The 25,374-nt window shown below is 38.4% G+C and carries 20 protein-coding genes and 1 pseudogene; 9 read left to right on the top strand and 12 right to left on the bottom strand.

The features are described from left to right. Positions 1–144 precede the first annotated feature (144 nt). From antA to AC1M9I_RS10015, 4 genes are all read left to right on the top strand, one after another. Entirely contained in the window at positions 145–1,581 is a 1,437-nt protein-coding gene (antA, locus tag AC1M9I_RS10030; RefSeq protein ID WP_481593676.1) for an anthranilate 1,2-dioxygenase large subunit, read from the top strand. Between the two features lie 2 nt (positions 1,582–1,583). Continuing rightward, positions 1,584–2,075: an anthranilate 1,2-dioxygenase small subunit gene (gene antB, locus AC1M9I_RS10025; protein ID WP_035266119.1), complete on the top strand. Its 492-nt coding sequence runs from the start codon at positions 1,584–1,586 to the stop codon at positions 2,073–2,075. 11 nt (positions 2,076–2,086) lie between these two features. Then, on the top strand, positions 2,087–3,121 hold the full coding sequence (gene antC, locus AC1M9I_RS10020; protein WP_481593674.1) for an anthranilate 1,2-dioxygenase electron transfer component AntC: 1,035 nt from the start codon (positions 2,087–2,089) through the stop codon (positions 3,119–3,121). 98 nt (positions 3,122–3,219) lie between these two features. Then, a complete protein-coding gene (locus tag AC1M9I_RS10015) occupies positions 3,220–4,563 on the top strand; it encodes an MFS transporter (RefSeq protein ID WP_481610987.1) in 1,344 nt (447 codons plus the stop codon). Positions 4,564–4,606: 43 nt separating this feature from the next. Here AC1M9I_RS10015 and AC1M9I_RS10010 read toward each other — a convergent pair whose 3' ends face one another. Next, positions 4,607–5,587, bottom strand: a complete 981-nt coding sequence (locus AC1M9I_RS10010; RefSeq protein ID WP_481593673.1) for an AraC family transcriptional regulator — start codon at positions 5,585–5,587, stop codon at positions 4,607–4,609. 458 nt (positions 5,588–6,045) lie between these two features. Here AC1M9I_RS10010 and AC1M9I_RS10005 point away from each other — a divergent pair. Further along, positions 6,046–7,082, top strand: a pseudogene (locus AC1M9I_RS10005) (AraC family transcriptional regulator). A gap of 48 nt (positions 7,083–7,130) precedes the next feature. Here AC1M9I_RS10005 and AC1M9I_RS10000 read toward each other — a convergent pair. From AC1M9I_RS10000 to AC1M9I_RS09980, 5 genes are read right to left on the bottom strand one after another with little or no spacing between them, the layout of a single operon-like run. Then, positions 7,131–8,075, bottom strand: coding sequence for a SphA family protein (locus AC1M9I_RS10000; protein ID WP_481593671.1), 945 nt, complete (start codon positions 8,073–8,075; stop codon positions 7,131–7,133). A gap of 54 nt (positions 8,076–8,129) precedes the next feature. Beyond that, a complete protein-coding gene (locus AC1M9I_RS09995; protein WP_180028210.1) occupies positions 8,130–8,654 on the bottom strand; it encodes a flavin reductase family protein in 525 nt (174 codons plus the stop codon). Positions 8,655–8,673: 19 nt separating this feature from the next. Beyond that, complete coding sequence (locus AC1M9I_RS09990; RefSeq protein ID WP_092767736.1) at positions 8,674–9,912, bottom strand: styrene monooxygenase/indole monooxygenase family protein; 1,239 nt, start codon at positions 9,910–9,912, stop codon at positions 8,674–8,676. A gap of 21 nt (positions 9,913–9,933) precedes the next feature. Then, positions 9,934–10,719: an SDR family oxidoreductase gene (locus tag AC1M9I_RS09985; protein WP_481590738.1), complete on the bottom strand. Its 786-nt coding sequence runs from the start codon at positions 10,717–10,719 to the stop codon at positions 9,934–9,936. Between the two features lie 21 nt (positions 10,720–10,740). Beyond that, positions 10,741–11,991 (bottom strand): dienelactone hydrolase family protein, encoded by a 1,251-nt coding sequence (locus AC1M9I_RS09980; RefSeq protein ID WP_481593670.1) that lies wholly within the window; start codon positions 11,989–11,991, stop codon positions 10,741–10,743. Between the two features lie 298 nt (positions 11,992–12,289). Between AC1M9I_RS09980 and mutS the strand changes: the two genes are divergently transcribed. From mutS to AC1M9I_RS09960, 4 genes are all read left to right on the top strand, one after another. Then, on the top strand, positions 12,290–14,941 hold the full coding sequence (mutS, locus tag AC1M9I_RS09975) for a DNA mismatch repair protein MutS (protein WP_481593669.1): 2,652 nt from the start codon (positions 12,290–12,292) through the stop codon (positions 14,939–14,941). A gap of 235 nt (positions 14,942–15,176) precedes the next feature. Next, positions 15,177–15,500: a ferredoxin FdxA gene (gene fdxA, locus AC1M9I_RS09970; protein ID WP_035266386.1), complete on the top strand. Its 324-nt coding sequence runs from the start codon at positions 15,177–15,179 to the stop codon at positions 15,498–15,500. Between the two features lie 130 nt (positions 15,501–15,630). Further along, positions 15,631–16,350 carry a peptidase M15 gene (locus AC1M9I_RS09965; protein ID WP_481593668.1) on the top strand — a complete coding sequence of 240 codons (720 nt, stop codon included), beginning with the start codon at positions 15,631–15,633 and terminating at the stop codon, positions 16,348–16,350. Between the two features lie 136 nt (positions 16,351–16,486). Beyond that, complete coding sequence (locus AC1M9I_RS09960; RefSeq protein WP_481594861.1) at positions 16,487–17,152, top strand: O-methyltransferase; 666 nt, start codon at positions 16,487–16,489, stop codon at positions 17,150–17,152. A gap of 279 nt (positions 17,153–17,431) precedes the next feature. Here AC1M9I_RS09960 and AC1M9I_RS09955 read toward each other — a convergent pair whose 3' ends face one another. The 6 genes from AC1M9I_RS09955 to AC1M9I_RS09930 form a co-directional block, all read right to left on the bottom strand. After that, positions 17,432–18,274 carry a universal stress protein gene (locus tag AC1M9I_RS09955; protein WP_035266378.1) on the bottom strand — a complete coding sequence of 281 codons (843 nt, stop codon included), beginning with the start codon at positions 18,272–18,274 and terminating at the stop codon, positions 17,432–17,434. Positions 18,275–18,384: 110 nt separating this feature from the next. Beyond that, positions 18,385–19,011 carry an acyltransferase gene (locus AC1M9I_RS09950; RefSeq protein ID WP_481594860.1) on the bottom strand — a complete coding sequence of 209 codons (627 nt, stop codon included), beginning with the start codon at positions 19,009–19,011 and terminating at the stop codon, positions 18,385–18,387. Continuing rightward, positions 18,989–19,591 (bottom strand): IMPACT family protein, encoded by a 603-nt coding sequence (locus tag AC1M9I_RS09945; RefSeq protein WP_481594859.1) that lies wholly within the window; start codon positions 19,589–19,591, stop codon positions 18,989–18,991. The genes AC1M9I_RS09950 and AC1M9I_RS09945 overlap by 23 nt, the downstream gene beginning before the upstream one ends. 108 nt (positions 19,592–19,699) lie before the next feature. Continuing rightward, positions 19,700–20,887, bottom strand: a complete 1,188-nt coding sequence (locus AC1M9I_RS09940; RefSeq protein ID WP_035266373.1) for an HlyD family type I secretion periplasmic adaptor subunit — start codon at positions 20,885–20,887, stop codon at positions 19,700–19,702. Continuing rightward, positions 20,884–23,019, bottom strand: coding sequence for a type I secretion system permease/ATPase (locus AC1M9I_RS09935; RefSeq protein WP_035266372.1), 2,136 nt, complete (start codon positions 23,017–23,019; stop codon positions 20,884–20,886). Before AC1M9I_RS09935 ends, AC1M9I_RS09940 begins: the two co-directional genes overlap by 4 nt. Continuing rightward, the gene (locus AC1M9I_RS09930; protein WP_481594881.1) at positions 23,016–24,422 is read right to left on the bottom strand and encodes a TolC family outer membrane protein; all 1,407 of its coding nucleotides are present in this window, start codon (positions 24,420–24,422) and stop codon (positions 23,016–23,018) included. Before AC1M9I_RS09930 ends, AC1M9I_RS09935 begins: the two co-directional genes overlap by 4 nt. Positions 24,423–25,374: the final 952 nt, after the last annotated feature.

Genomic DNA, 25,374 nt, shown 5'->3' with positions numbered 1-25,374 from the left:
CACTCATATTTTTAATTACCTTCTCCATAAAATATTTGAGAAAAAATGGATAACGATTAGAACAAACTGGATAGCCTGACTCCCTTAATCACTGTTCAATAGATTCAAAGATAAATGAAATCAAGTGATATAAGGAGTTAGACCATGGGTTCTCGTAGCAGCATCGAATGGCATGATTTTATTGAAGGATGTATCGATTTTCGACCAGAGGATGGCGTCTATCGTATCGCACGTGACATGTTTACTGAACCAGAACTTTTTGATCTAGAAATGGAAATGATCTTTGAAAAGGTATGGATCTACGCGTGTCATGAAAGTGAAATTCCAAAACCAAATGACTTTGTCACTGTTCAAATTGGTCGCCAACCGCTCATCATTAACCGTGATAGTCAAGGTAATTTAAATGCAATGGTCAATGCCTGCGAGCACCGTGGTGCTACATTGACCCGAGTTGCTAAAGGTAATCAATCCACATTTACCTGCCCGTTCCACGCTTGGTGTTACAAATCTGATGGTCGCCTCGTAAAAGTTAAAGCTCCTGGTGAGTATTGTGATGACTTTGATAAATCATCACGAGGTCTAAAAAAAGCACGTATTGCAAGTTATAAAGGATTTGTCTTCGTTAGCTTAGATACAACAGCTACAGACACTTTAGAAGATTATTTAGGTGATACACGTGTTTTCCTTGATCTTATGGTTGAACAATCACCTACAGGTGAATTAGAAGTTTTACCAGGTAAATCAGCATATACCTTTGCAGGAAACTGGAAGCTACAAAATGAAAATGGTGTAGATGGCTACCACGTAAGTACTGTTCACTATAACTATGTATCTACAGTTCAATATCGTCAGCAACTGAATGCTCAAAAAGGGACAGGACCAAAAGACACACTTGATTACAGTAAATTAGGTGCTGGTGATGACACAACTGATGATGGTTGGTTCTCATTTAAAAATGGTCATAACGTTTTGTTTAGTGACATGCCTAACCCAACTGTACGTCCTGGTTACGCAACTGTGATGCCATATCTGGTTGAGAAATATGGTCAAAAACGTGCTGAATGGGCAATGCACCGTCTCAGAAACTTAAACCTATATCCAAGCCTTTTCTTTATGGATCAAATCAGTTCGCAACTTCGTATTATTCGTCCAGTTGCGTGGAATAAAACTGAAGTCATTAGCCAGTGTATTGGTGTTAAAGGTGAGTCGGCTGAAGCACGTCGTAACCGTATTCGTCAATTCGAAGATTTCTTCAACGTATCGGGCTTAGGCACACCTGACGATTTAGTCGAATTCCGTGAACAACAGCGTGGTTTTCAAGCTCGTTTAGAACGCTGGAGTGACATTTCGCGCGGTTATCACAAGTGGAATTATGGCGACAGCCCGAATGCTCAAACATTAGGGATCAAACCAGTCATCACGGGTACTGAAATCACTCAAGAAGGTTTATATGTCAATCAACACCAAGTTTGGCGCGATCTCATGTTAAAAGGCTTAAAAAATAAAGCACTTAAACTCACTGAAGATACTTCTGAACCACACGAATGCCCTGCATCACAAGCGACAACTGAGGAGGCTTAATCATGACACAAGCTCTTGTACATCAAGTTTCTCAATTTTTATATGAAAAATCTGCGCTTTGTGACAACTATGAATGGGACGCATATTTAGAACTCTATGATGAAGACAGCGAATACCACATTCCACAATGGATTAGTGACCATGAATACGTCACTGATCCAAACCAAGGGCTTTCATATATCTATTATGAAAACCGTGCTGGCCTTGAAGATCGCGTATTCCGTATAGGAACTGGTAAAGCTGCATCAGCTACGCCCCTTCCGCGTCTCATGCATGCGATTCACAACATCCGTGTAAAAACACTTGAAGACGGATTATTAGAAGTTAAAGCGGGTTGGTCGACATTCTATAACCGCCAAGGTTTAGAAGGCTATTTTTACGGTCATGTCACTTATATCCTTCGTCAACATGAAGACACTTTCCGCATTCGTAAACAGCACACCATTTTGTTGAATGACAAAATTGATTCTGTGCTCGACTTCTATCACGTTTAAGGAGTAAAAGAATGAGTCATTCTGTTGCACTCAACTTTGCAGATGGTAAAACGTTCTTTATCTCTGTGAATAATGATGAGCTTTTACTTGATGCTGCGTTCCGTCAAGGTATCACATTGCCTTTAGACTGCCGTGAAGGCGTTTGCGCAACCTGTCAAGGGCAATGTGAAAGTGGCAATTACACTCAAGATTATGTCGATGAAGAAGCATTAACCGAACGTGATCTGGCAGAGCGTAAAATTTTAGCTTGTCAAACACGAGTGCAATCGAATGCTGCATTCTATTTCGATCATGACTCAAGTTTCTGTAATGCTGGTGAAACACTTCAACTCGAAACCAAAGTGACTCACGTAGAATTAGTCTCTGAAACTACGGCAATCATTCATGTAGATGCCAGTCAACATACGCAGAAAATTGATTATTTACCGGGTCAATATGCTCGATTAAAAATTCCTGGTGCAAATGATTGGCGTTCTTATTCCTTTGCCAATTTACCCAATGAAGGTAATCAATTACAGTTTTTAATTCGCTTACTCCCGCAAGGTCTCATGAGTGACTATCTGCGAGATCGAGCAAAAGTTGGGGATACAATTTTACTCGAAGCACCTTTAGGAAGTTTTTATCTTCGCGAAGTGGAAAAAGAAAAGCCATTGGTCTTTGTCGCAGGAGGTACTGGATTGTCAGCATTTTTAGGAATGCTAGATCAAATTGTGAAACAACCTCAAATTCCACCAGTACATCTGTATTATGGTGTAAACAAAGAGCAAGATTTGTGTGAACAAGAAAGGTTAAAAGCATACTCAGCTAAGATTCCACACTTTGAGTATCATCCCGTAATCGGACAACCTTCTAATGATTGGACTGGAAAAAAAGGATTTATCCACGAACATTTAGATCAATCGCAATTAAGCGAATCAGCATTCGATATGTATTTGTGTGGTCCGCCACCAATGATCGATGCTGTCAAAAATTGGTTAGCTGATCACCAGATAGACAAGGGACGTGTTTACAGTGAGAAGTTTATTCAAAGTCATAGCTCAAGATAATTAAATGAGCTGATGACAATCACTAAGGACTATCGTTAATATTCTTTGCAAACGATAGTCCTTTTTTGTTCTAACGTTTGAATATATGGAAATTTTAAATGCAAAAAATAATTGTAAATGACGTTATTGATCGGGAAAAAATGTCCCCTTTACAATGGACAGTTTTCTTTCTGGGGTTTTTGGTTTTTTTCTGTGATGGATTAGACACTGGCATCTTAGGCTTTATTGCACCAGCATTGTTAGATGATTGGGGGATTTCAAAACCAGATCTAGCACCTGTGCTCAGTGCGGCCTTAGTAGGCATGTCGATCGGCGCTATTATCTCAGGACCATTATCAGATAAATTTGGACGCAAGGGTGTCATCGTAATGACGACTTTGTTGTTTTCAATTTTCACCATCATGTGTGGATTTGCTTCTAACACACAAGAACTTATGATCTATCGTTTTATTACAGGGGTCGGACTTGGTGCGGCTATGCCGAATATCAGCACAATGGTATCCGAATACATGCCTCTAAAACGTAAAGCATTCCTGACCGGATTAGCAGGTTGCGGATTTATGTTAGGGATCTCAAGTGGCGGTGTCTTATCTGCGTTCTTATTAGAGAATCAAGGGTGGGCAAATGTCATTATTATCGGCGGTGTAATCCCACTCATTGTATTGGTATTTTTGATTACCAAGTTACCTGAATCACCTCAATACCTCATCAAACAAAATCGTCAAGAAAAAGCAAAACCAATTCTTGAGAAGATTCACGGTCAAACATTTGATCAAAGTACTGTATTTGTTCTACCTGAAGCAGAAGTATTAGATCCTAAACAAAGCCCTGTTAAAATTTTGTTTAGCAAATACTTTTGGGGTTCGGTAATGCTTTGGCTGTGTTGCTTTACCAGCCTAATGGTGTTTTATCTGTTAACCAGCTGGATGCCAACTATTCTTAAAACCGCTGGATTTACAACAGAGCAGTTTAGTTTAATTGCAGCGATTTTCCCATTCGGCGGTGTAATAGGTGCATGCTTTATGGGGTGGTATATGGATAAAGTTAATCCAAATACTGTGATTAAATATTCTTATCTCGCAGCATTTGTATTGTTCTTCGTTGCAGCATTCGTAAGCCAAAGTATTGTTTTACTCGGTATTGCAATTTTCTTAATTGGCGCATTATTAGTGGGTGCTCAATCATCACTACTTCCATTAACAGCACTGTTCTACCCTTCAGTGTGCCGCGGTGTAGGTGTTTCATGGATGCATGGTATTGGTCGTATCGGTGCGATCTTAGGTGCGTTCTACGGATCACTGATTTTTACTTTTGAATTATCTCTTGCAGGTATTTTCTATGTCCTAGCAATTCCAACCTTCATTTCGTTTATTGCGCTTGCATTAAAAGGACTAAAACAACCTGAATCAGCCAATACTGCAACTGCAGAGGTAACGCAGTAATCTCAACTCAGTCATTAAAAAGCCCCAATCAAGGGGCTTTTTTTTAAACCATTATTTTAAGTGTTTCACTCGGGAGAACCCCATATTTGGCTTTGTATTCTTGAGAAAATCGTCCTAAATGTCTGAATCCCCAGTCATAAGCCAATCTCGAAATGGAAATATTTGCATTGTTCTGCAGCAAAGCATGATGAATCTGTTCAAGTCTATAGTTTTTTAAATAATCCATAGGACTCATATGCAGCGCTTGTTGAAACTCACGGTATAAAGTCGATTTTGAAGTTCCCGATATCATGACTAAATCTGATGCATCCAACTCTTGATCAGCAAAACGATGGATAAACTCTCTGACCACCATGACTGGCTTCGGAAGCTGATACTCTTGGAGCGATCTTAATTCATTGGAATAATTATTCTGCTGGGTTAAAAGCAAAGCCTTAATCAAAAAACTTTCATAATCTTGAGAAAGCAGATTTAAACCATCAAAACGAGAATAATCTTGCCTGAGCGATAAACATTGTTGAATATTATTCCACCACAATCTTAGGAAGTTATCTTCACTAAATGGCATATCTGGCTCAAAAATCACCCGCTCTTTAACAGGTTTAGAAAGCAAATTGGAAAGTACAGATTTGACACTTTCTTCAGGAATCACCACTTGAAATTTTTTACAATTACGGTGAATGATGAGTTCTTGCTGATCCTGACTAGAAACAATGATTCCATTATTACTATGTGATAAATGAGTTTCTCCATTCATACGCAATGTTTGCTGTCCATGAATAGGCAAACTGATACTGTATGCACCTAGCTGCTGAATTTGAATAGATACATCTGTGCCATAACTGATACAGCCAATTGCCATTTTTTTACTCGGCAAGCGTATACCTGAATAATGAAAATCAAGCTGATCTTTACGAGCAGTTTCTAATTGATGTGAACCACAAATAAGGCTCATTAATCGTTGAGCAACATTCAATTCACGCGATGCGTGACTAAGATCCTTATGTTGGCTGAGTGTGATCATCCTGTTCACCTAGCTATTTTGAATCATGATAAATACTATAAAACATTTTTAATAATAATGTCGAAATAAAGTCTCTTCGCTTCGACTAAATATTTAAATATATTTTTGAACACAGATTAGTAAATTAAAAAATACTAATTTGGTATCTTATATTACTTAATAGGTATTTTAATTTTTTATTATTTTTCATTAACTTATATAAAATTACAATGATAAAAAATTCGGTTTTATTTGACATTCAGCGATTATAGAGATAGATTTTTAAATAACGTCCTAAGGATAGGACTGATATAAATAAATGTAATTTTTTTCAATTACCACTATAGCTATTAAATTTTAAAATTATTATTTCTGGTCTGAATATTGCTTCATTTATTTATATCGTAAATCTCATTCCATGATATCAATTTAACACTACTGTCATGGTACGGACTACTAATGAGCCAAAAGGATTCACAATGAACCAGCTTCATTCCTCTCAGCTAACTGGGCAAAATTTTAGTAATGAATCAATTTTCAACAGTCAAAACTTGGTCTTCAATCAAGCAGATTTGAGCGAAACTTGTAAAAATGTAGGGCAAATTTTTAAGCCTCATGCTCTAAAAGTGTTAAAATCAGCTAAAAATTTTAGTGCAAGCATGCATCATGTTCAAACTGGGGCTCTTTCTATCAGCCGCTTGGAATATGGCGCAGATGTATTGATCGAACCAGATCAACTTGAAAAGTTTTATCTTATTCAGATTCCTACTCGAGGCTATGCTGAAATTGAATTTGGTCAAGATAAATTTATTTCATACTCAGAAGTAGCGTCAATTATCTCACCTGACCAGTCACTCAGAATGCGCTGGCGTGCTCACTCCCCTCAACTCATTCTCAAAATTTCAAAAGATGATTTTGCACATCATTGTCAGCAACATATCGTGAAATCTGAACAAAAAAATGTAATTTTTAATCCTCGACTTGATTTTACCACCCAATCTGGTGGTTATTTTCTGCAACTTTTGAGAACCATGATGGATGCACTTAAATGTGAGCATCATCCTCTCCACCACCCACTTGCATTTAAGCAGTTGAATCAAATCTATTTAATGCGCTTATTTATGGACAACCAAATAATGCTTTTTTTAAAGCAAATGCTCATCATGAGAAAAAATTAGCGCCCTACTTTATCAAACGTGCTGAAGCATACATTCACCACCACTTACATGAACCACTCAACATAGAAGTCTTAGCTGAACAATCAGGTGTAAGTGCACGAACACTCTTTGCAGGATTCAAAAACCATTTTGGCATTACCCCTATGGCATATTTACGTGAGCTTCGTTTTGAACAAGCTCATCTTGAACTGATGAATAATGAACATGCCACGGTCACTGATGTTGCATTTAAGTGGGGCTTTACTCATTTAGGTCGTTTTTCACAAGAGTACAAACGTCGTTATGGCGAGCTGCCATCATCAACGCGTAAGATTACACAAAATTCACTCTTCTCTTAATTTTATGTCTGTCAATAAAAAAGCCTGTGAAATCACAGGCTTTTTTGATTAGAAATGATGAATGTATCGAATTTGAAATCGATCGCCTTCAGTTCTATTTTTTGCATCATGCTCGAAATATGCATTTGCGATGACATGATTTTTTGGCGAGTGACTATACATAAGTCCAGGTCCAACTGCCCACACACTTTCTTTGCGACCATCGACTTTTACACCATCAACTTTAGTATCGGTAAGCTGTTTTAAATAGTACCCACTTAAACCCAATCGAATCTGATCATGTACAGCATATTCAGATGCTAGGTTAATGTGTACTGCTTGCCCCGCTTGGATGTCATCAGCAGCACCAAAACCATAAGTTGGATCATCATTTTTAAAATTATACAAATAATGAGCGCGTGTCGAAGCTGTCCATTTCGGATTAAACCAATACGTTGCAGCCCAATATGGATTGAAGGAAAATGCATTATTACCCGGATTAATATCACGGTTTTGCTGATATTCCCCTGTTGGCAAATTTATCTGTAATTCTATTCGATGGACAAATTTTGGTCCCTGTTCACCCATGACTGGATCAAACTGGAGAAATGGACCAATCATCAAATCTCCAAATCCACTTTTAGCTTTTAAGGCTTGATTATTTAAACCATCGTCAACACTTATTTTACTTAAATAAGGGATAAGTAAATTCAGACCTAGACTTGAATGAGCAGTCGGTTTATAGGTCGACATGTAACTTAATTGCTCGACAATCACTTGATAATTTAAATCTGTTTTGGGCAGCGGAAGCTTTTGTCCACTCGTATCTCTCAACTTATCACTGTCATAATGTTGAAAATACGTTTGCGAATACCAACCAGGTCCAGCTGGTAGTCCACCATCTAGAAAGCTGGTCATACCCAAATTCACAGTCGGTAAATCATAAGCAAAAACATGTGATGAATTTGCTGTAGTAAACAAGGTTAAAGTACTTAATATAATTTTATTTTTCATGTGTATTTCCCATAAAAAAACCACGATTGTTCATCGTGGTTTTTAAAGCAATGATTAAAGGTCTGGATGGCTCGCTGCAATTTGGTAACGACCAGCATGAAACACTAAGGGCTCACCAGCAGTTTGTTGATATTTTTGAATTTCACCGATAAAAATCAAGTGATCGCCACCTTCGTATTGCTGTACATTTTTACAGACAAGTGTAGCAAGTGCTTCGTTCAGTAATGGAACACCTGTATCACATTCACCATGATCAACTGTGGCAAACTTATCTTGTGCACCACGGGCAAAATGGGTAGAAAGCTGATGCTGCTCCTTCGTTAACATATGAACTGCAAAGTGCTCAGCTGCAACAAAATCGGGCAAACTTGGTGCTGTTTTCGACAAGCTCCACAACACAAGCGGTGGATCTAATGACAACGAAGAAAATGAATTGGCTGTCATACCCACTTTTCGTCCATCCGTTCCACGTGTGGTGATTACGGTAACACCTGTGGCAAACTGACCAAGAAGATTACGAATCTCGCGAGGATTACTGATGTCAATCTCTTGCAGATTAATTTTATCTAATACATCCATTTTTAACACCTCAGTTCCATCAAGCCACTTGAGAAACTTGATCTGTTTCTAATAATTCTTTCGCTGCGTTTTCGTCAAACCACCACGGTGAAAAGTTACGTGGATCATCAAAATTATTAACGATCTGAGAAGCTAAATTGTGATTTTGAGAGGCTGCACCTAGTAGCTCAACAACATGAGGTCGAGGTGGAACCAATAAACTATTTGTCCAGCTCACGACTTTTTCAGCATATGACCAATATTTCTCAAACGTTGACTCCATCCAATCTTCAGTAAACGCTTGATTACCGTGTGCTAAGATCGCATCGAAATAAACCTTGCTACACTTAGCTGCATTATTTGATCCTTGACCTGTGATTGGATCATTCACCACCAATGCATCTGCCATACCAAATATTTTTTTACCAGAAGCCAATGTCATGACAGGTTTACGTACTGTTGGCGGGAATCGTCCTGCTAAATATCCTCCATGATCTGTCAGCGTCACGTCTTGACAACGCTCATATTCCCACGGCAAATGTTGTTTCAGAATTTCTAAGCTTTTATTTAAATGTTCTTCTGGTGTTTTAACTTCAGCCCAGCAATCCATAGGACCATTAGGAATCCCTTCAAAAACCATAATGTCACATGGACCATTTACTGTAAGCGCAGGAAAACAAAAATACTCACCCACCCCAGGAATAATATTAAAGCTCACTCTCGAGTATGGCGAAATTGGCTTCATTCCATTCACATAAGTCAAAGCCAATGCACGCTGAGGTTTGTCAAAAGTGCTACGTTCTGCGTCACGTACAAACTCTTTAACCACTTCACCTTTACCCGCAGCCAAGAGCACTAATTCATACTCGTCAGCCAAATGTTCTAATTCGTTTAGACCGACGTCTTGGAGAACAAACTTGCCTCCACGGCGCTGAAACTCTTCAAGCCAATAAGGCATCTTGACACGTTGATCAACAGATTGAGCATAACGCTCTAATCGCGCACTCCATTTAAATGCTCTTTCACCACTTGCTGGATCAACCAAAGCAAAACTAATACCTTCTACCGCTGGACAATGCTCTTCCCAAAAATTTAATCCTAAATCACGTTCAGTCTGTAACGCAGTATGGAACATACATTGACTAGACATAACTTTACCTTGACGAATCTCATCAGGAGTTTTATTCGACAAAATCGTGATGTCATATCCCTTATCAAGCAGTCCTAATCCAAGTTGAAGTCCTGACTGACCTGCACCAACAATTGCAATTTTTCTCATCTTTATTCTCCAATATTTAATTTATTCTGCTAAACGTGGTATTGCGGGTTGATTCGTTTCAGGCCCCATGACTGAATACCCACCATCTACCGCATAGTCTGCGCCAGTCACAAAACTTGCAGCATCCGACAATAAGAATGTCACTACATTTGCCACTTCTGCCGGATTACCCAAACGTCCCAAGAGATGATAATCACTTGCTACAGCATCAGCTTTCGCACGATTTTGTCCACTCACTTCAGAAATCACTCTCGACCAAGTCCAACCTGGTGAAACTGAGTTGACACGGATACCATCTGGCGCAAAATCCATTGCCATCGATTTGGTCAGTTGTAAAATTGCCGCTTTAGAAACTGGATATAACCAACGTCCCGTTTGAGCGCATTGCGCTGAAATCGAGGTGAAATTCACCACTGACCCTTTATTTTTTTGCAAATCTTCATATACGGCACGCGTTAGCTCAACAATAGACACCAAATTGATATCTAATGCTTTTAACCAATCTGATCGTGGTGATTTGAAACCATCATCAAGATAGGTACATGCCAAGTTCACTAAATAACTGACTTCACCTAGATGATTTCTAATGCTGTTCACCGCTTCATGAATTGCGATGTCTGAAGTTAGATCAGTTTGTATAAACATCACTTCATAAGGATGTTGCGCAGCTATGGTTTTTCCGTAGTCATCAATGTCTAAAATGGCAACTTTAGCCCCTAAATTCACGAGACTTTGAACCACAGCCTGTCCAATCAACGTTGATCCACCACTGACAATGGCAACTTTATCTTTAATATTTAATTCCATTTTTTGCCCCATATATTTTGATTATTCGATTGGCTTACCAGCACTCGACTCCCAACTTGGCATCAAGCCATTTGAAGGAATATCTTCATCTAAAAGTTTTTTCGCTGTTTCTACACCTGCAACAGGCAATCCTTCTGGATTAAGTAATCCGATTTGGACAAGTACAGAAGCTTGATCCCAATAAATATGTTCGTGACAAAGTTTTGGACCTCTAAACTGAATGACCCCCAACATTGGAATTTCGACATATTTTCCAGTCGGTTTTACACCTGGTAATAACCAATCAATTTCAGTGTCGTGAGTGAAACTCATGATGAATTCATCCACAACCTGAGTAGATCCCACAGTTCTAGAAATTGAGGTGATTTTCATATCTTGAGGGTTTTGATGTACAAAATGATATCGATAGAATCGCGCTAACTGGCTATATCCCACACCACCTGTCAATGTTGGAATGTGATTCACATATGGTTGAGCGACCATCGTTGCCATGGTTGCTGGTACATCGCGCGTGTCGAACTCATGTCTGATATGCTCTTCCCACAATGCAACTAAGTCATAGTGAGGGCCAACCGTTTCATGTAATGCTGTTACGGTACGTTCATGGGCAAATCGCGCCGATGGTTTGTGATAATGATCGCTGTTCGGTCGTGCAAATGCGTGATCAACACCTTCATAAACATAAGCATGAATATGTTTAAATTGTGCGCATGCTTCAGTAATTTGATTTCGCGCTTCAGCTGGACAGAATTGATCAAGTTCAGCCATGTGTAGCACAAGCTTACCCTTCACATTCGAGAGTTCATCGAGCGCTTTTTCAATGCCTACACCGTAGTAAGCAACCGAACACGCTAAGTTATCAATACGGCATGCAGCCAAATATGCAAGTTTTCCACCAAGACAATATCCAACCACTGACTGACCCGTAGTCGTGTCACACGCATCTAAAGTCGTTAAAAAATCTAAACTTTCACGAATATCATTTACACCCTGATCTTCATCATATTGCTGATAAAGTTGAAAAGCTTTTTCAAAATCCTCAGGTGTATAACCTAAATCAATGTTTGGTGCAGTACGCCAAAATAGATCAGGGACTAAAACGGTATAGCCTTCCTCTGCGAGAAAGTCAGCTTTTGCTCGCATCGCTGCATTGATACCAAATATTTCATGACACAATACAATCCCTGGACCTTTCTTAGCTTCTGGGACTGCCAAATACCCTGAATAGCGATTCCCCGATTTGGTAGTGATCTCAATCGTTTGACCTGTCATTTTTTCTTCCCTAAGACATCGAATATGATCTGATCATGAAATGAAATGCGATAACAAACTGTCCAAAAGATGCGGAGACTATCCAGAGACTGCTGATTCTTTACACAAAGAATTTGCATAAATGGATATCGAATTTAATTATTCAATGAACGAAATTGAGTCGTTGGTTATAATATTGGTTCGACTCATTTATTTTTTGCTAAAAATAGATCTTATAATCGATTTACGCATTTTTTCTCATGCTAAGCTTGAGCAGTACTTCTTCGTTTCAAAATTTAACTACAGGTTTTTTTCAAAGATGACTTTAGATCAATCCAATATCGATCTTTCAACATTGACGCCAATGATGCAGCAATACATGACGGTGAAATTACAGCACCCGCATTCGTTAATGTTCTATCGTATGGGTGATTTCTACGAGTTATTTTTTGACGATGCGCATAAAGCCGCCAAAATTTTAGGGATTACGTTAACCCACCGCGGTAAAGCGAATGGACAACCGATACCCATGGCTGGAGTTCCGTATCATGCAGCAGAAGGATACTTAGCGCGTTTAGTTAAAAAAGGTGAAACCGTTGTTATTTGTGAACAACTTGGGGAAGTCACTGGTAAAGGACCTGTCGAACGTGGTGTAGTCAGAATTATTACACCGGGTACATTGACAGACGATGCATTGCTGAATGACTATCAGAGTTCAAATTTAGTATCCATCTGTATTAAATCTGATGAAATTGGTATCGCCCTATTAGATCTCAGTGCAGGTATTTTTAAAGTCCAACAACAAAATTTTCAAGCTGAACAACTTCCTCTGGAACTCGCACGTCTTATGCCAAGTGAAGTTTTGATTGATGAAGATTTCAAGCATCCAGAAGTGGTTGAACAGATTAAGCAAATCCTTGATTGTCCCGTTACAAAACGCCCAAATGTAGACTTCAATCTGAATAATGCGCAAAAAACTTTATGTGATCAATTCGCCGTAAGTACTTTATCTGGTTTTGGAATTGAACATCTTGAGTTGGCGAAAGCAGCTGCGGCAGCTTTAATTCATTATGCTAAAGATACCCAAAAAACAGCTTTGCCACATATTCGTTCAATTCGACTTGAACAAAGCTCCGATTTTATCGCTCTTGATCCTGTGACGCGACGAAATCTAGAGATCATTGATCCTTTGTTTGAGCATGGCACTTCATTATTTGATTTGACCAACCAATGTCAAACGGCTATGGGTAGCCGACTACTTAGTCGAACCCTAATGCAACCGATTCGTGATACTGCGTTGTTAGATCAGCGTTTAGATGCGATACAAACAATACTCTCTGGCTATCATGAAGCTCCAATTCGTCTGGTATTAAAAGAAATCAGTGATATCGAACGCGTACTCAGCCGTGTGGCATTAGGAAGTGCGCGACCACGTGATTTAGTGCAACTACGTCAAGCCTGTGCTCAGATTCCGTATTTACGCCATGCATTAGCACCGATGACCTCAACACCGCAATCCGCTTTAATCAATCAATTGAATGAGGAATTGGGTGACTTTAATGGTTTACATCATCGCCTCATGTCAGCCATTGTGGAAAACCCACCTGTTCTACTCAGAGATGGCAATGTCATTGCAAATGGTTTTGATCATGAATTGGATGAACTTCGTCAAATACGCGATCATGCAGGACAATTTTTAATTGATTTAGAAATCAAAGAAAGAGAAACAACAGGTGTAAACACACTAAAAATCGGTTATAACCGAGTGAGTGGGTATTATATTGAATTAACCAGAGCGCAAGCAGAACAAGCTCCTGCCCATTATATTCGTCGTCAAACATTAAAAAATGCTGAACGTTATATCACCCCTGAGTTGAAGTCTTTCGAAGATAAAGTGCTTTCAAGCGAATCACGTGCATTGGCTCGTGAAAAACTTTTGTTTGAAATGTTATTGGATGAATTACGTCAAGATATTGCCAATCTTCAAATGATGGCGAGCGCTATTGCTCAACTGGATGTACTGACAAACTTCGCACATCTATCAAGATTATATAATTGGAATCGTCCGGAATTTAGCCCTGAAATTGGAATACACATTCAAGCAGGACGCCATCCCGTTGTTGAATCACTGATTAAAACGCCTTACACCCCAAATGATACTTATTTAGATGTACAGCATCGTATGTCGATTATTACAGGCCCAAATATGGGTGGTAAATCCACATTCATGCGTCAGACGGCGTTAATTACGCTCTTGGCATATTGCGGTAGCTTCGTTCCAGCGAAATCTGCCAAATTGGGACCTATTGATCGGATCTTTACGCGTATCGGTTCAGCAGACGATCTTTCTTCAGGCAAATCTACATTTATGGTGGAAATGACGGAAACTTCTCAAATTTTACATCATGCCACTCAACAATCTTTGGTATTAATGGACGAAGTGGGTCGTGGTACAAGTACTTATGATGGTTTGTCATTAGCTTGGGCTTGTGTCCTTGATTTGACGCATCGCATTAAATGTTTATGTCTTTTTGCAACGCACTATTTTGAATTAACAGAATTAGGCATGGATCCGTGTATTGATAATTATCATGTCACTGCGCAAGAAGTGAATGGTCATCTCATCTTATTGCATAAGGTTCAAAAAGGTCCTGCAAGTCAAAGTCATGGTTTACAGGTCGCTAAACTAGCAGGTATTCCTCAAAACGTGATTAAAGAGGCTCAAGCTAAACTTAAAAAACTAGAGAAACTCCAACTGCAAACCCAACCTGTGCAAAAAGATTTGTTCTCTCAAGATTTATTTTCAAATAGTGAACCTGTAGAAAAAATTATTGAAGTTGAAAAAGTGGTTGAAATTCATCAACCTTCTCAAGTTGAACAACTTCTTTCAGAAATTATTGTAGATGACTTAAGTCCAAGACAGGCTTTAGACCAACTCTACCAACTCAAACAATTACTCCAAAAATCTTAGTTCAAGCACACTCAATCAATAAGCCAGCGATCTGCTGGCTTTTTTTAATCATGATTTTTGAAATCAGAGGTAGAATGCCTGAGAATTTGCAAATTAGTACGATCTCATCATAAATATTACTGATTTAGTAGCATCCCCTATATTAAATATCAAGAAAAGGAATTGTTAGTTTCGTTCAATTTGCCTAAAATACAGCATTCGTTATTAGAACCATATTTTTTAGGTAGCTGACGCCATGACCTTTGTTGTCACTGAAAATTGTATTAAATGTAAGTATCAAGACTGCGTAGAAGTTTGCCCAGTTGACTGTTTCTATGAAGGTCCAAACTTTCTAGTCATTAATCCAGATGAGTGTATTGACTGCGCGTTATGTGAGCCTGAATGCCCTGCTAATGCCATTTTCTCGGAAGATGAACTGCCTGAAGGTCAAGAAGTCTTTATCGAACTCAATGCTGAACTTGCTGAAAAATGGCCAAACATTACTCAGATTGGTGATCAACCAGCTGACCGTGAAGAATGGAATGGCAAACCAAACAAATTGCAATATTTAGAAAAATAATCAATGAGAGATCAGCTTCGGCTGATCTTTTTTATACCCAATTGGTACATTTATTTGCAATTTATACGCATTCTTGATAATCAATTAGCATAAAATAGAAACTTATTTGCTTTAGTAAAATTTATTTATAATGAAATTAATTTTGAAGGGCTTGTGCTCAATCAGTGCAATATCGTTGATATTGATTGGATGTACGTCCTCCCCTCAAAAAGGACGAACAATCGTCACCAATGATGGTCAACGCATATATATTCCACAAGAAAAAATAACCTATGAACGTCCAGCGCGACCAAAAGTCATGCCGAACTCTTATCGTGTTTGGCTGATACAAGGTAATAACCAAGCTCAAGCACGAGAATATGAACAATACTTAGAACGTAATAATGTTGGCAATATTATCCCAAGTTTTGAATTATTTAAATCAGCACGTGCTTGGCAGAAATGTGGTAAATCTGAATATATGGTTCCAAACCGTGAGCTATGGTCGAATCAGTTACCAACACTGAAAGTATTTAAATATCTCGTTGCAGCAAGGATTTTAACTGATTTTGAGGTTACATCTGTATATCGTGACCTTCCATTAAATCAGTGTGCTGGTGGCGCAGGTTCGTCTCGACACTTGTATAACTCAGCCATTGATTTCAGAATCGGTCCTGAATTTCCTCAGGCTGAAGATTATGCATTCATCGAAAATTCTAAATTTAAATTGTGCCAATTTTGGCAAAATTATGGTCAAAGCTTAAATATGGGCTTAGGTTTGTATGCGACTGGTCAAATACATATTGATACTCAAGGTTACCGAACTTGGGGACCCGATCTGACTCGAAATACATCTTTATGCCATTACTAATTTTAGATGATCACATTTAATTAAGAGGTCTTTGACCTCTTTTTTTTTGACTGATTTTTCAGCATCAAAGCATCAGAAATTTGCACATTCACTCGAAACGATTACAATGCACTGAACTCCCTGAAGGTACTCAGTTATGCAACAACAATGGTCAGATATTGATGCTTATATTGAATCTCATCTGATGCCAGAAGATCCAATTTTAACTCAGACTCTACAAAATACAGCTGATAAGGGTTTTCCTGACCATCTAGCAGTTGCTGCTAACCAAGGCATGTTATTACAAATGTTGATTCAAATGAATCAGTGTAAGCGTGTGTTAGAGCTTGGAACCTTTGCGGCTTATAGCACCATGTGGCTAGCAAGAGCCCTTCCTGAGGATGGATATATTCTCACGATCGAGGGTCGTGATACACATGCAGCACTCGGTCAAGAAAATATCGACAATGCGAAATTAAAGCAAACGGTTGAATTAAAAGTCGGTCGCGCTGCGGATATTCTCAAATCTTTACCTGAAAATTTTGAACCATTTGACTTTATATTTATTGATGCTGATAAACAAAGTTACCCAGAGTATTTAGAACTATCACTTAAATTTTCACGCTCAGGTACCATTATTTTTTTAGATAATGTAATTCGCGCTGGTGATATTCTGGATGAAAAAAATGTCAAACCAAGCATCGAAGGTATTCGTGAAATGTACCGCATCATGCAGAATCATCCTCGACTACTGTCGAGTACAGCCTTACAAACCGTCGGCAGTAAAGGACATGATGGTTTTGCACTGGCGATTGTCAAATAAATCTTAATACTAGTCATTAGTATCACTTAAAGGAGTATTCATCAATTTGAATACTCCTTTTTCTTGCACTAAAGCCCTGAAAAAGTTATCCCCGATTCCTGTTTGTATTCCTGTGGATAAAAATAAAATATTATGGCAAACACCTGATTTTCATACGTTTTAATAAAAAGATTATAAAATAATCAAACCATAAAACCCTATTATTCTAAAAATTTATCCACCTTCTATCAGTTAAGTTGACCGAATATTTATCAAGTAAAATTAATCAAAACTGATTGATCATTTAGCAACCAACAATGGAACGACTGAATTTCTAAATATATTGGTCGTAATACTGCCCAAGAAAAATTGTTTTACTTTACTGCGACTATAAGCGCCTAGCACAATTAATTGAATTTGATGTTGTTGCTGATAATCTAAAATATTCTCAGCGACATCTCCAAAACGATATTCAACAACCACATCCAATCCAGCTTCACGTAAATACTGAGCTGGGATATCAAGAATTTCAGGATGATCACCCACATAAAGCAAATGACACTGAAGTGTTCTTAATAAATCACTTTTAGCAACACGATGCATCATTTCTTTACAAGTCTGAGAATCTTCATAGGCGAAAATAAAACGTGTTGGTGGCTTAAAGGTTTCACCAACAGTTAAAACCGTACAACGAGCACCACGAATAAAATTCTCTACATTACTCCCTAAGCTTTTGTGTTTTTCCGCGGAGCGCTCACCTACTCGACCAATAATTGCAATATCATTTTCATTTAAAACATTGAAACTCTGTTCGAGGAAATCGCCTTTTTCTTGAATTTTTATCGGCGTAATACCATATTTTTCTTCAATCACTTCTGAAATATGTGAAAGAAGATTATTACTATAATCTAAAGCTAATTCACTTTGTTTTTGTTCTAATTCCGCGAGTTCTTTTAAGAGCATCGCATTACTTTCAAATCCAATCACACCACTAATTTCACCCAGATGATAACTTGCAGGATAGTAATCTAAAACCTGTAAAAGGACTAACTCACGTTTAGTTCGATCCGCAATCCAGGCTGCTGCTTCAGCTAAGGCATGAATACATGGGGATGAATCAATACACGCAATTACACGGTTCATGATTGCCTCACTTTGACATGATGTCTGATTGTTCTTTTCTTTAAACTATCATAGCTTTCGGGCAAATGAACATGGTTTATGTAATTTAATTCAATCTTTCGCGTTACGAATTATTCACGCATTCGTATAAATTGAGCTGGATTCCCTGCAACAACTTCTCTTGCCTGAATATCCTTAGTAACCATACTATTCATACCTACAATCACCTGTTCATGTATGGTCACGCCATCTTTTATACCCACATGCGCCCCTAACCAAACATCACGATGAATCTCAATGCCTTTTGAGCGTACTGCTTGCTGGTAAATAGGTTGATCTAAACTCATGCCATGATCAAAGGCATAAAGATGACAATAAGCTGCGATCCGTACTTGGTCATGAATCTTAATCCCAACGCGTCCACCATCTAAAATACAATGATGATTAATGGCGACTTCAGACCCAATTTCTAAAGGACCATGCAAGGTACAATCCGCGGCAATAAAAGTATTATCCCCAATAATAATCTTCCGACCACGCTCAGCAAAAATATGGGCTAAAGGGGAAATGAAACAATTTTTCCCAATTTCAACAGTCTCCATATCCATTAAATAGGCTTGATAATCTTTTTGCCAAGCTTCTGCCCATTCACGATGCTTTGCCTTGAGTGACCAATATAACCAAGGCATGTAATTCAAACGATGTTTATGCTGTTCTCGGTACTTGAGTAAAGGATCATGTTCCGTCACGTTCGACATCCTCTATATTCAATTGCTCACGTCCACGAGTCACATCTTGGATTTTCAGTTTAAACGGCTCAATTTCATGAATTTGCATACGTGCAGTAATCAATACTCCAGAATCAACATATTCTTCAATATATTCAATTTTTTGTTGATTTAACTCATATTGAAAAATAGACCACTCATTAAATTGGCATTTAAAATTTACAGTTTTCTTATCGATGAGTTCAATTTTTTCGACCTGTAATAAGCATTTCCCTGCTACACCTCCGTATGCTCGTACTAAGCCTCCAGTTCCGAGTTTGATACCACCATACCAGCGGTTTACCAATACAATAATATTAGTGAGCTCATTCCCTTCAATCGTTGCAAGTATGGGTCTTCCAGCTGTTCCTGAAGGTTCTCCATCATCATTAAAACGGACTTGATGCCCAATTTTCCATGCCCAGCATTGATGGGTCGTCGAGGCATCAAAATACTGGTTTAAAAATTCTTTTACATCCTGTTCATTTTCCACAGGTGCGGTGATCGCCTGAAAACGGCTTTTCTTAATATCTTCTTCATAGATATAAGTCTGAGCAAGAGTAAATGGCATGGTAAATTACAACAATTGAACTCAAATACATTATGCGTGATTCAATCATATTAAAAAACCCAATCAAAAGATCATTGATTGGGTTTTAAACAGACTGAAAAATAAAGATTATCGTTCGCGTAACGCTTCCTTCGCCTTATTGAATGGTTTCAACAGGTATTCAAGAATCGTTTTTTGACCTGTCTTAATATCAACCGTTGATACCATACCCGGCGTGATTGGGAAAGCTTGCCCAGCTTTGTTATAAAGCTTGTCTGAATCAGTACGAATATACACACGATAATAAAACTGATCTTGTTTAACTTCATCACGTAGCGTATCAGGAGAAATGACTGTTACCTCTCCTTTTAAGCCACCGTAAATTGAATAATCGTACGCAGTGATTTTAACTAAAGCTTCCTGTCCAGGATGAATAAATGCAATATCACGCGGTGAAATTCGCGCCTCAATTAAAAGTTGTTCATCCAAAGGGACAATGGTCATTAACTTACCATTCTGAGGAATAACACCACCCAAAGTCATCACATCAATTTCTTTCACTACACCGCGGACTGGTGCTTTAAAGATTGTACGATTCAGACTATCAGATTTACCTTTGATTACTTGTTGTTGAGTTTCGACATCAGTGCTCGCCTTAGATAACTCTTCGCGTGCCTGCACATAGTACTGGTTACGAATATCGTTAATTTGGTTGGTCAATTCATTTGCTTGACGTTTTAAACGTAAAACTTCAACTTCACTCGCAGCACCTTTGGCAACAAGCGGTTCTGTCATTCTCAATTCTTGCTGAACTAACGTAAGTGCTTGCGTTAGGCCAGCAATAGATTCTTCCATATTGGCACGTCTAGAACGATAAAGCTGAGTTTCTTCAGCAACCAATTTTGGAATTTTTTGAACTGATTCTGGAAATACCAGTGGACCACCATTCACTTCCGCACGTAAACGCGCAGCTGTTGCTTGCGATGACAGTAGTAACGATTCTGATTCACCCACATTTGAAGCAAATCGTGTCGGATCAAGTTGAGCAAGGGTTTGCCCTTTTTCAACAATATCACCTTCTTTAACTTCAAGTTTGGTTAGAATCCCGCCCTCTAAAGATTGAATCACTTGTTCTTTAGAAGTTGGAACCACTTTACCTGTACCATTAGAAACTTCTTCAAGTTTGAAAATAGCTGCCCAAATAATGAGTGCAAGCAAACCCAGACCAATAATCCAAATCGTAATACTGACCTTCGGTAATGGTGGCTCTAACTGAGACACTTTTAATGAACGTTGTTGTTTTAATTCTTCGCTCATGATTTAGCCCCTGAATTTGCTTGTTGCTGGCCAGAATTATTTAAAATTTGATCACGTGGGCCATCCATAACGATACGACCATCATTCACCACAATAATACGATCCACTAACTCTAATACTGCACGGCGGTGGGTTGCCACAACCAATGTGCGATGTCCAAGCCAGTTCTTCATATGATCAATTAATTGTTTTTCAGATACATCATCAATCGCAGCTGTAGGCTCATCTAACAACAGAATATTTGGCTGACAAATGAGGAGTCTTGACAATAAAAGTGCCTGACGTTGTCCACCTGAGAAGCCTACACCACCTTCTAAAATAATATGATCTAGTCCTTCTTTCTTTTCTTGAATGAAGTTGAGTGCACCTGTTACAGCAAGTGCTTTTAATAAATCATCATCTGTAGCTAATGGTGCACCTAACGTTAAGTTTTCTCTGACTGTACCAAAGAATAGGTGCGCATTTTGATTCAACAAACCTACGTCACGACGAACGTCCGATGGATCCAACAAGGTAATATCAATATTATCTAATTGAACTTTACCTTGAACTGCAGTTTGCATACCTGAAAGTAATTGAAGAATGGTCGATTTACCTGCACCGTTACGGCCAAGAATCGCAATTTTTTCACCTGGTTTAATTTCAAGTTTAGGAATAACAATACTTGGTTTAGGATCTTCTTCGCCGTATTTAAAGACCACACCATTTAATTCATAATGACCATTGAGTACTGATCGCTGAATCAATTGTGAACGTTCAGGATGGTCAACCTGTTTACTCATTAATTCATCAAGACTTTCTTTCGCCGTTTTGGCTTGCTGATAACGACCAAGAACACCAGTAACTTGCGCAATTGGCGCTAACATACGTGAAGATAGAATCGAACATGCCACCAACGCACCAGTGGTCATTTCTCCATCCATTACCGCAAAACAACCCACCAATACTACAATTGCAAAGGTCAACCCCTGTAATTTTTGAGTCCAGAGATTCAATACGCCTACGATTTTACGTTGTTTCATGCTGATAGAAGCTGAAACATCATTCATGTGATTCCACTGATTTTGAAAACGAGACTCTGCACGTAACAGTTTAATATCTTCAATACCTTGAACGGCTTCAACAAGAATCGCATTTCGTATTGATGACTCACGCATACCCTCTTTAGCCAATTGCGCTAATTTTTTTTGCGCCAAAAGCCCTGGAATAATCATCAGCGGTACAACCACCAAAATTACCCAGAAAAGATTGCCACCAATAAGCCAAAAAATACCAAGAAACAGGAAGAAGAATGGTAAATCAGCAAAGGCGGTAATTGTTGTAGATGTTACAAGCTCACGTACACCTTCTAGTTCACGAATTTGTGAAATAAACGTTCCCGTGGATTTAGATCGTTCACTATTTTTAATACGTAAAGCATGACCAAAGACCCGATCTGAGACTCTTAAATCTGCACGCTTACCAATCATATCTGAAAGAATTAATCGTGAGTATTTCAATGCGAATTCAAAGATTGCAGCAAGTAATACACCACCTGCCAGCACCCACAAGGTTGGGATAGATTGTGCTGGAATAACACGATCATACACATTCATCGAGAAGACGATTGTCGCGAGTGCTAATACGTTTGCAAGCAATGATGCAAACATAATATCGATATAGCGTTTCCAATCGCGTAATACAATTTCCCAAAACCAGTTTTTTTCATATGGTTTAATGTATTCGTCAATACGCGCATCAGGTACTGAGGTTTCTGGTCTTAAAATATAGACTGAGTCGATGACATCTAATAATGTATCTACTGAAAATGTCTGCGCTAACCCTTCATCACCGCTCAGTTGAACACTTGCGTTACCTTGTGCATCTGCACGATCAATGACGCCAACTTGCCCATCTTTAAATCCGACCAATACCGGTAAACGCCACGGATTTAAAATATCAGGGCTAAAATCCACTTTACGGACATGTAAACCTACTTGGCGTGTCATAATTGCCAAGATGTCATCGACTGACTGGTTCTGATTCCAATTTAGTTCTAAGCGAATACGTTCAGCAGAGGTTTCAATTCGATAATGACGTGCAACCGTCAGGACACCTTGTAACCATGGTTGATAATTTATTCTTGTATTCATGGTTTCAATTCTACCCCTTGAATGGTCAAATTATTAAGTTGATATACATCGCGGCTCTTACCAGAAGCGGCAATATATTGAACTAAGTTTTCATAAATATCATAACGTGCAGTTTCAATATCTGAATTCGAACGGTGAATCGCTTGCTCAGCATTTAAAAGATCAACAGCTGTACGAGTGCCAAGTTTATATTGTTCTTGATATAACTCTTTCGTTCTGACTGATGTCGCTTGTTGATCAATTAATACTTTCATTTGTCGCTGTTTATTTTCAACTTGTTCTTGAGCACGACGAATTTCATCTATTGTTTCTAAATAAACTGCATTTACTTTTGCTTTGGCAGCTTCTTCTGCAAACGATGCCGCACGACTGCGTGAACTAATTGCACCACCTTGGAAGAAAGTACTATTTGCTTCAAGCATAATAGAACTATCTGTTCCATCGTCTTGATTGTTATTCGGATTACGTCCGTTGACTGCTTGACTCAATGTACCTTTAACATTTAACGTAGGATAACGACTCAATTGAGTTTGTTTTTTTTCTAATTCTGCAACATCAACTTCAGCTTTGGCAGCCATCATTTTCGGAATTTCGTTAAACTTTGGCTCTGAATAAATCTCTGAAGCCTTAATTAAACTCTCAGGTATCTCCCAGTTATATTTTGATATATCTGTTCCCATCAAAGTTCTAAGTCGTTGTTTAAATACATTGAGCTGTGTTTCTTGCAGAATTAAATTTGATTGTGCAGATTCATAATATGATTGCGCTTGAATTGGATCGGCCTGACTGCTGATACCTGCCTCTGCACGTAAGTTAGCAATTTCTCGGATTCGTGATATACCAGCAATTTGCTCACGTGCAATACGTGTAATTTCTTCATATCGCTTAATATTCACAATGGCAGAAGCCACTTCAAGAGCAATTTGGTCAATTGTGACAAGAACTTGAGCTTGGCTCAACTGTAACTTGGCTTCTTCTGTACTCACTAGTGATTTTTGTTTACCAAAGTCAAAAAGTAGTTGTGTCGCATTGACATTAAATAATTGACGCCCTCTTTCTCCTGAAGTCATATCTCCAGTTGAAACACCTGCACTCAACTGTGGGTAATAACCTGCTTTAGCAACATCAATAAATGCATTTTGTGATGCGAGTGAAGAAACACTTTGTGTCACTTCAGGATGTCTAGCTACTGCGATCTTGATCGCATCGTATAAACTTAACGTTTGTTTATCAGCCGTACCATTCACAAGTGGCATCATAGATATTGGAGCACTTGGCGAAGCTTGTGTCGTGATCACAGGCAATTGCTCAACCTGTTTAGGATCAAAGCTAAAATCACTCAGTTCATTTAACTTAACTTGTCTAAAGTCATCATCAGCTTTAGGTTTAAAAAACTGATCCATATTTGATTTTAATGCAGTTAAACTGAATTTTTTCTTTTCTTGCGGTTCAGCATTCACCGTATTGTATTTTTGTTCGGATACGACTTTATCAGCTTTAGGCTTAATATTTACAACTGGCTTAATCGACTGCGATTGTTCAGATATTTTCGCTTTCTGCTCTATTGGTTTTGAATAAACAATTGTAGGTTTATTTACAGCCAAAGCACTAGTCTGTTGTTGAACGATCAAGTTTGGACGCTCAATTACATTCTGTGTTTCTAACTTATTATGAGAACCTGATTTAAAAGGCCAAAAAGCTTTGGCTTTAGATACAAGACTTTGACGATGTTCAACTTGTGCTACTGTTGAAGGTGGAGCTTGTAGCAAGTTGTTTTGGCTGTTAATTTGTTGATCATTAACAATCTTCGGTTTTGGTGTACTAGACACTTTCAATGAAGATTCACTCACCGATTTTTGTAAAGTCGGTGTCAAAACTTTTGTATTTGAAACATTGCCAGTAGCTTGGTGATGACCCTCATCCAACTTAGTTTTATCTTTGCCTATATTCCCAATAAATGTAAAGAGTTTACTTTTTGGTTTTTCTGTTTTGTCTTCTGAAACCGATGTTTCATTTTCTAGTAATTTTGCGTGTTGCGCGTCAATTAAAGATTCTGTTAGTTGATTTTGGATCTTTGGTTTAAGCGGTTTTAAAACCTGACGAGTGTCTTTAGTAGCGGGTTGTACAGTAGATGAAATAGTAGGTTTTAGAACATTTGGCGCTGAAGCCTCTTCAATATCCTGCTTTACCTTTGGCAGCAATACTTTTGGTTCAGATGCCGCTTTTTCACGCTTAACAAATGCAAAGAAAGATTTCTTTTGAGTCTTTACCTTCGACTCATTCTGAGACTGCGAATTAGATAAAGGTATAGTGTTAACTTGAGCAATTTCATTTTCGACTATGTCGTCTAAATCA

The organism is Acinetobacter sp. ANC_7553 (genome assembly GCF_056779895.1).
Note: the sequence above shows the minus strand (reverse complement) of the source record. Positions and strands in the feature narration are given on the sequence as shown.

Excerpts from the sequence above, each read along its gene's own strand:
- antA (WP_481593676.1), top strand. The coding sequence starts at position 145 with ATGGGTTCTCGTAGCAGCATCGAATGGCATGATTTTATTGAAGGATGT.
- antB (WP_035266119.1), top strand. The coding sequence starts at position 1,584 with ATGACACAAGCTCTTGTACATCAAGTTTCTCAATTTTTATATGAAAAA.
- antC (WP_481593674.1), top strand. The coding sequence starts at position 2,087 with ATGAGTCATTCTGTTGCACTCAACTTTGCAGATGGTAAAACGTTCTTT.
- AC1M9I_RS10015 (WP_481610987.1), top strand. The coding sequence starts at position 3,220 with ATGCAAAAAATAATTGTAAATGACGTTATTGATCGGGAAAAAATGTCC.
- AC1M9I_RS10010 (WP_481593673.1), bottom strand. The coding sequence starts at position 5,587 with ATGATCACACTCAGCCAACATAAGGATCTTAGTCACGCATCGCGTGAA.
- AC1M9I_RS10000 (WP_481593671.1), bottom strand. The coding sequence starts at position 8,075 with ATGAAAAATAAAATTATATTAAGTACTTTAACCTTGTTTACTACAGCA.
- AC1M9I_RS09995 (WP_180028210.1), bottom strand. The coding sequence starts at position 8,654 with ATGGATGTATTAGATAAAATTAATCTGCAAGAGATTGACATCAGTAAT.
- AC1M9I_RS09990 (WP_092767736.1), bottom strand. The coding sequence starts at position 9,912 with ATGAGAAAAATTGCAATTGTTGGTGCAGGTCAGTCAGGACTTCAACTT.
- AC1M9I_RS09985 (WP_481590738.1), bottom strand. The coding sequence starts at position 10,719 with ATGGAATTAAATATTAAAGATAAAGTTGCCATTGTCAGTGGTGGATCA.
- AC1M9I_RS09980 (WP_481593670.1), bottom strand. The coding sequence starts at position 11,991 with ATGACAGGTCAAACGATTGAGATCACTACCAAATCGGGGAATCGCTAT.
- mutS (WP_481593669.1), top strand. The coding sequence starts at position 12,290 with ATGACTTTAGATCAATCCAATATCGATCTTTCAACATTGACGCCAATG.
- fdxA (WP_035266386.1), top strand. The coding sequence starts at position 15,177 with ATGACCTTTGTTGTCACTGAAAATTGTATTAAATGTAAGTATCAAGAC.
- AC1M9I_RS09965 (WP_481593668.1), top strand. The coding sequence starts at position 15,631 with ATGAAATTAATTTTGAAGGGCTTGTGCTCAATCAGTGCAATATCGTTG.
- AC1M9I_RS09960 (WP_481594861.1), top strand. The coding sequence starts at position 16,487 with ATGCAACAACAATGGTCAGATATTGATGCTTATATTGAATCTCATCTG.
- AC1M9I_RS09955 (WP_035266378.1), bottom strand. The coding sequence starts at position 18,274 with ATGAACCGTGTAATTGCGTGTATTGATTCATCCCCATGTATTCATGCC.
- AC1M9I_RS09950 (WP_481594860.1), bottom strand. The coding sequence starts at position 19,011 with ATGTCGAACGTGACGGAACATGATCCTTTACTCAAGTACCGAGAACAG.
- AC1M9I_RS09945 (WP_481594859.1), bottom strand. The coding sequence starts at position 19,591 with ATGCCATTTACTCTTGCTCAGACTTATATCTATGAAGAAGATATTAAG.
- AC1M9I_RS09940 (WP_035266373.1), bottom strand. The coding sequence starts at position 20,887 with ATGAGCGAAGAATTAAAACAACAACGTTCATTAAAAGTGTCTCAGTTA.
- AC1M9I_RS09935 (WP_035266372.1), bottom strand. The coding sequence starts at position 23,019 with ATGAATACAAGAATAAATTATCAACCATGGTTACAAGGTGTCCTGACG.
- AC1M9I_RS09930 (WP_481594881.1), bottom strand. The coding sequence starts at position 24,422 with ATGGATCAGTTTTTTAAACCTAAAGCTGATGATGACTTTAGACAAGTT.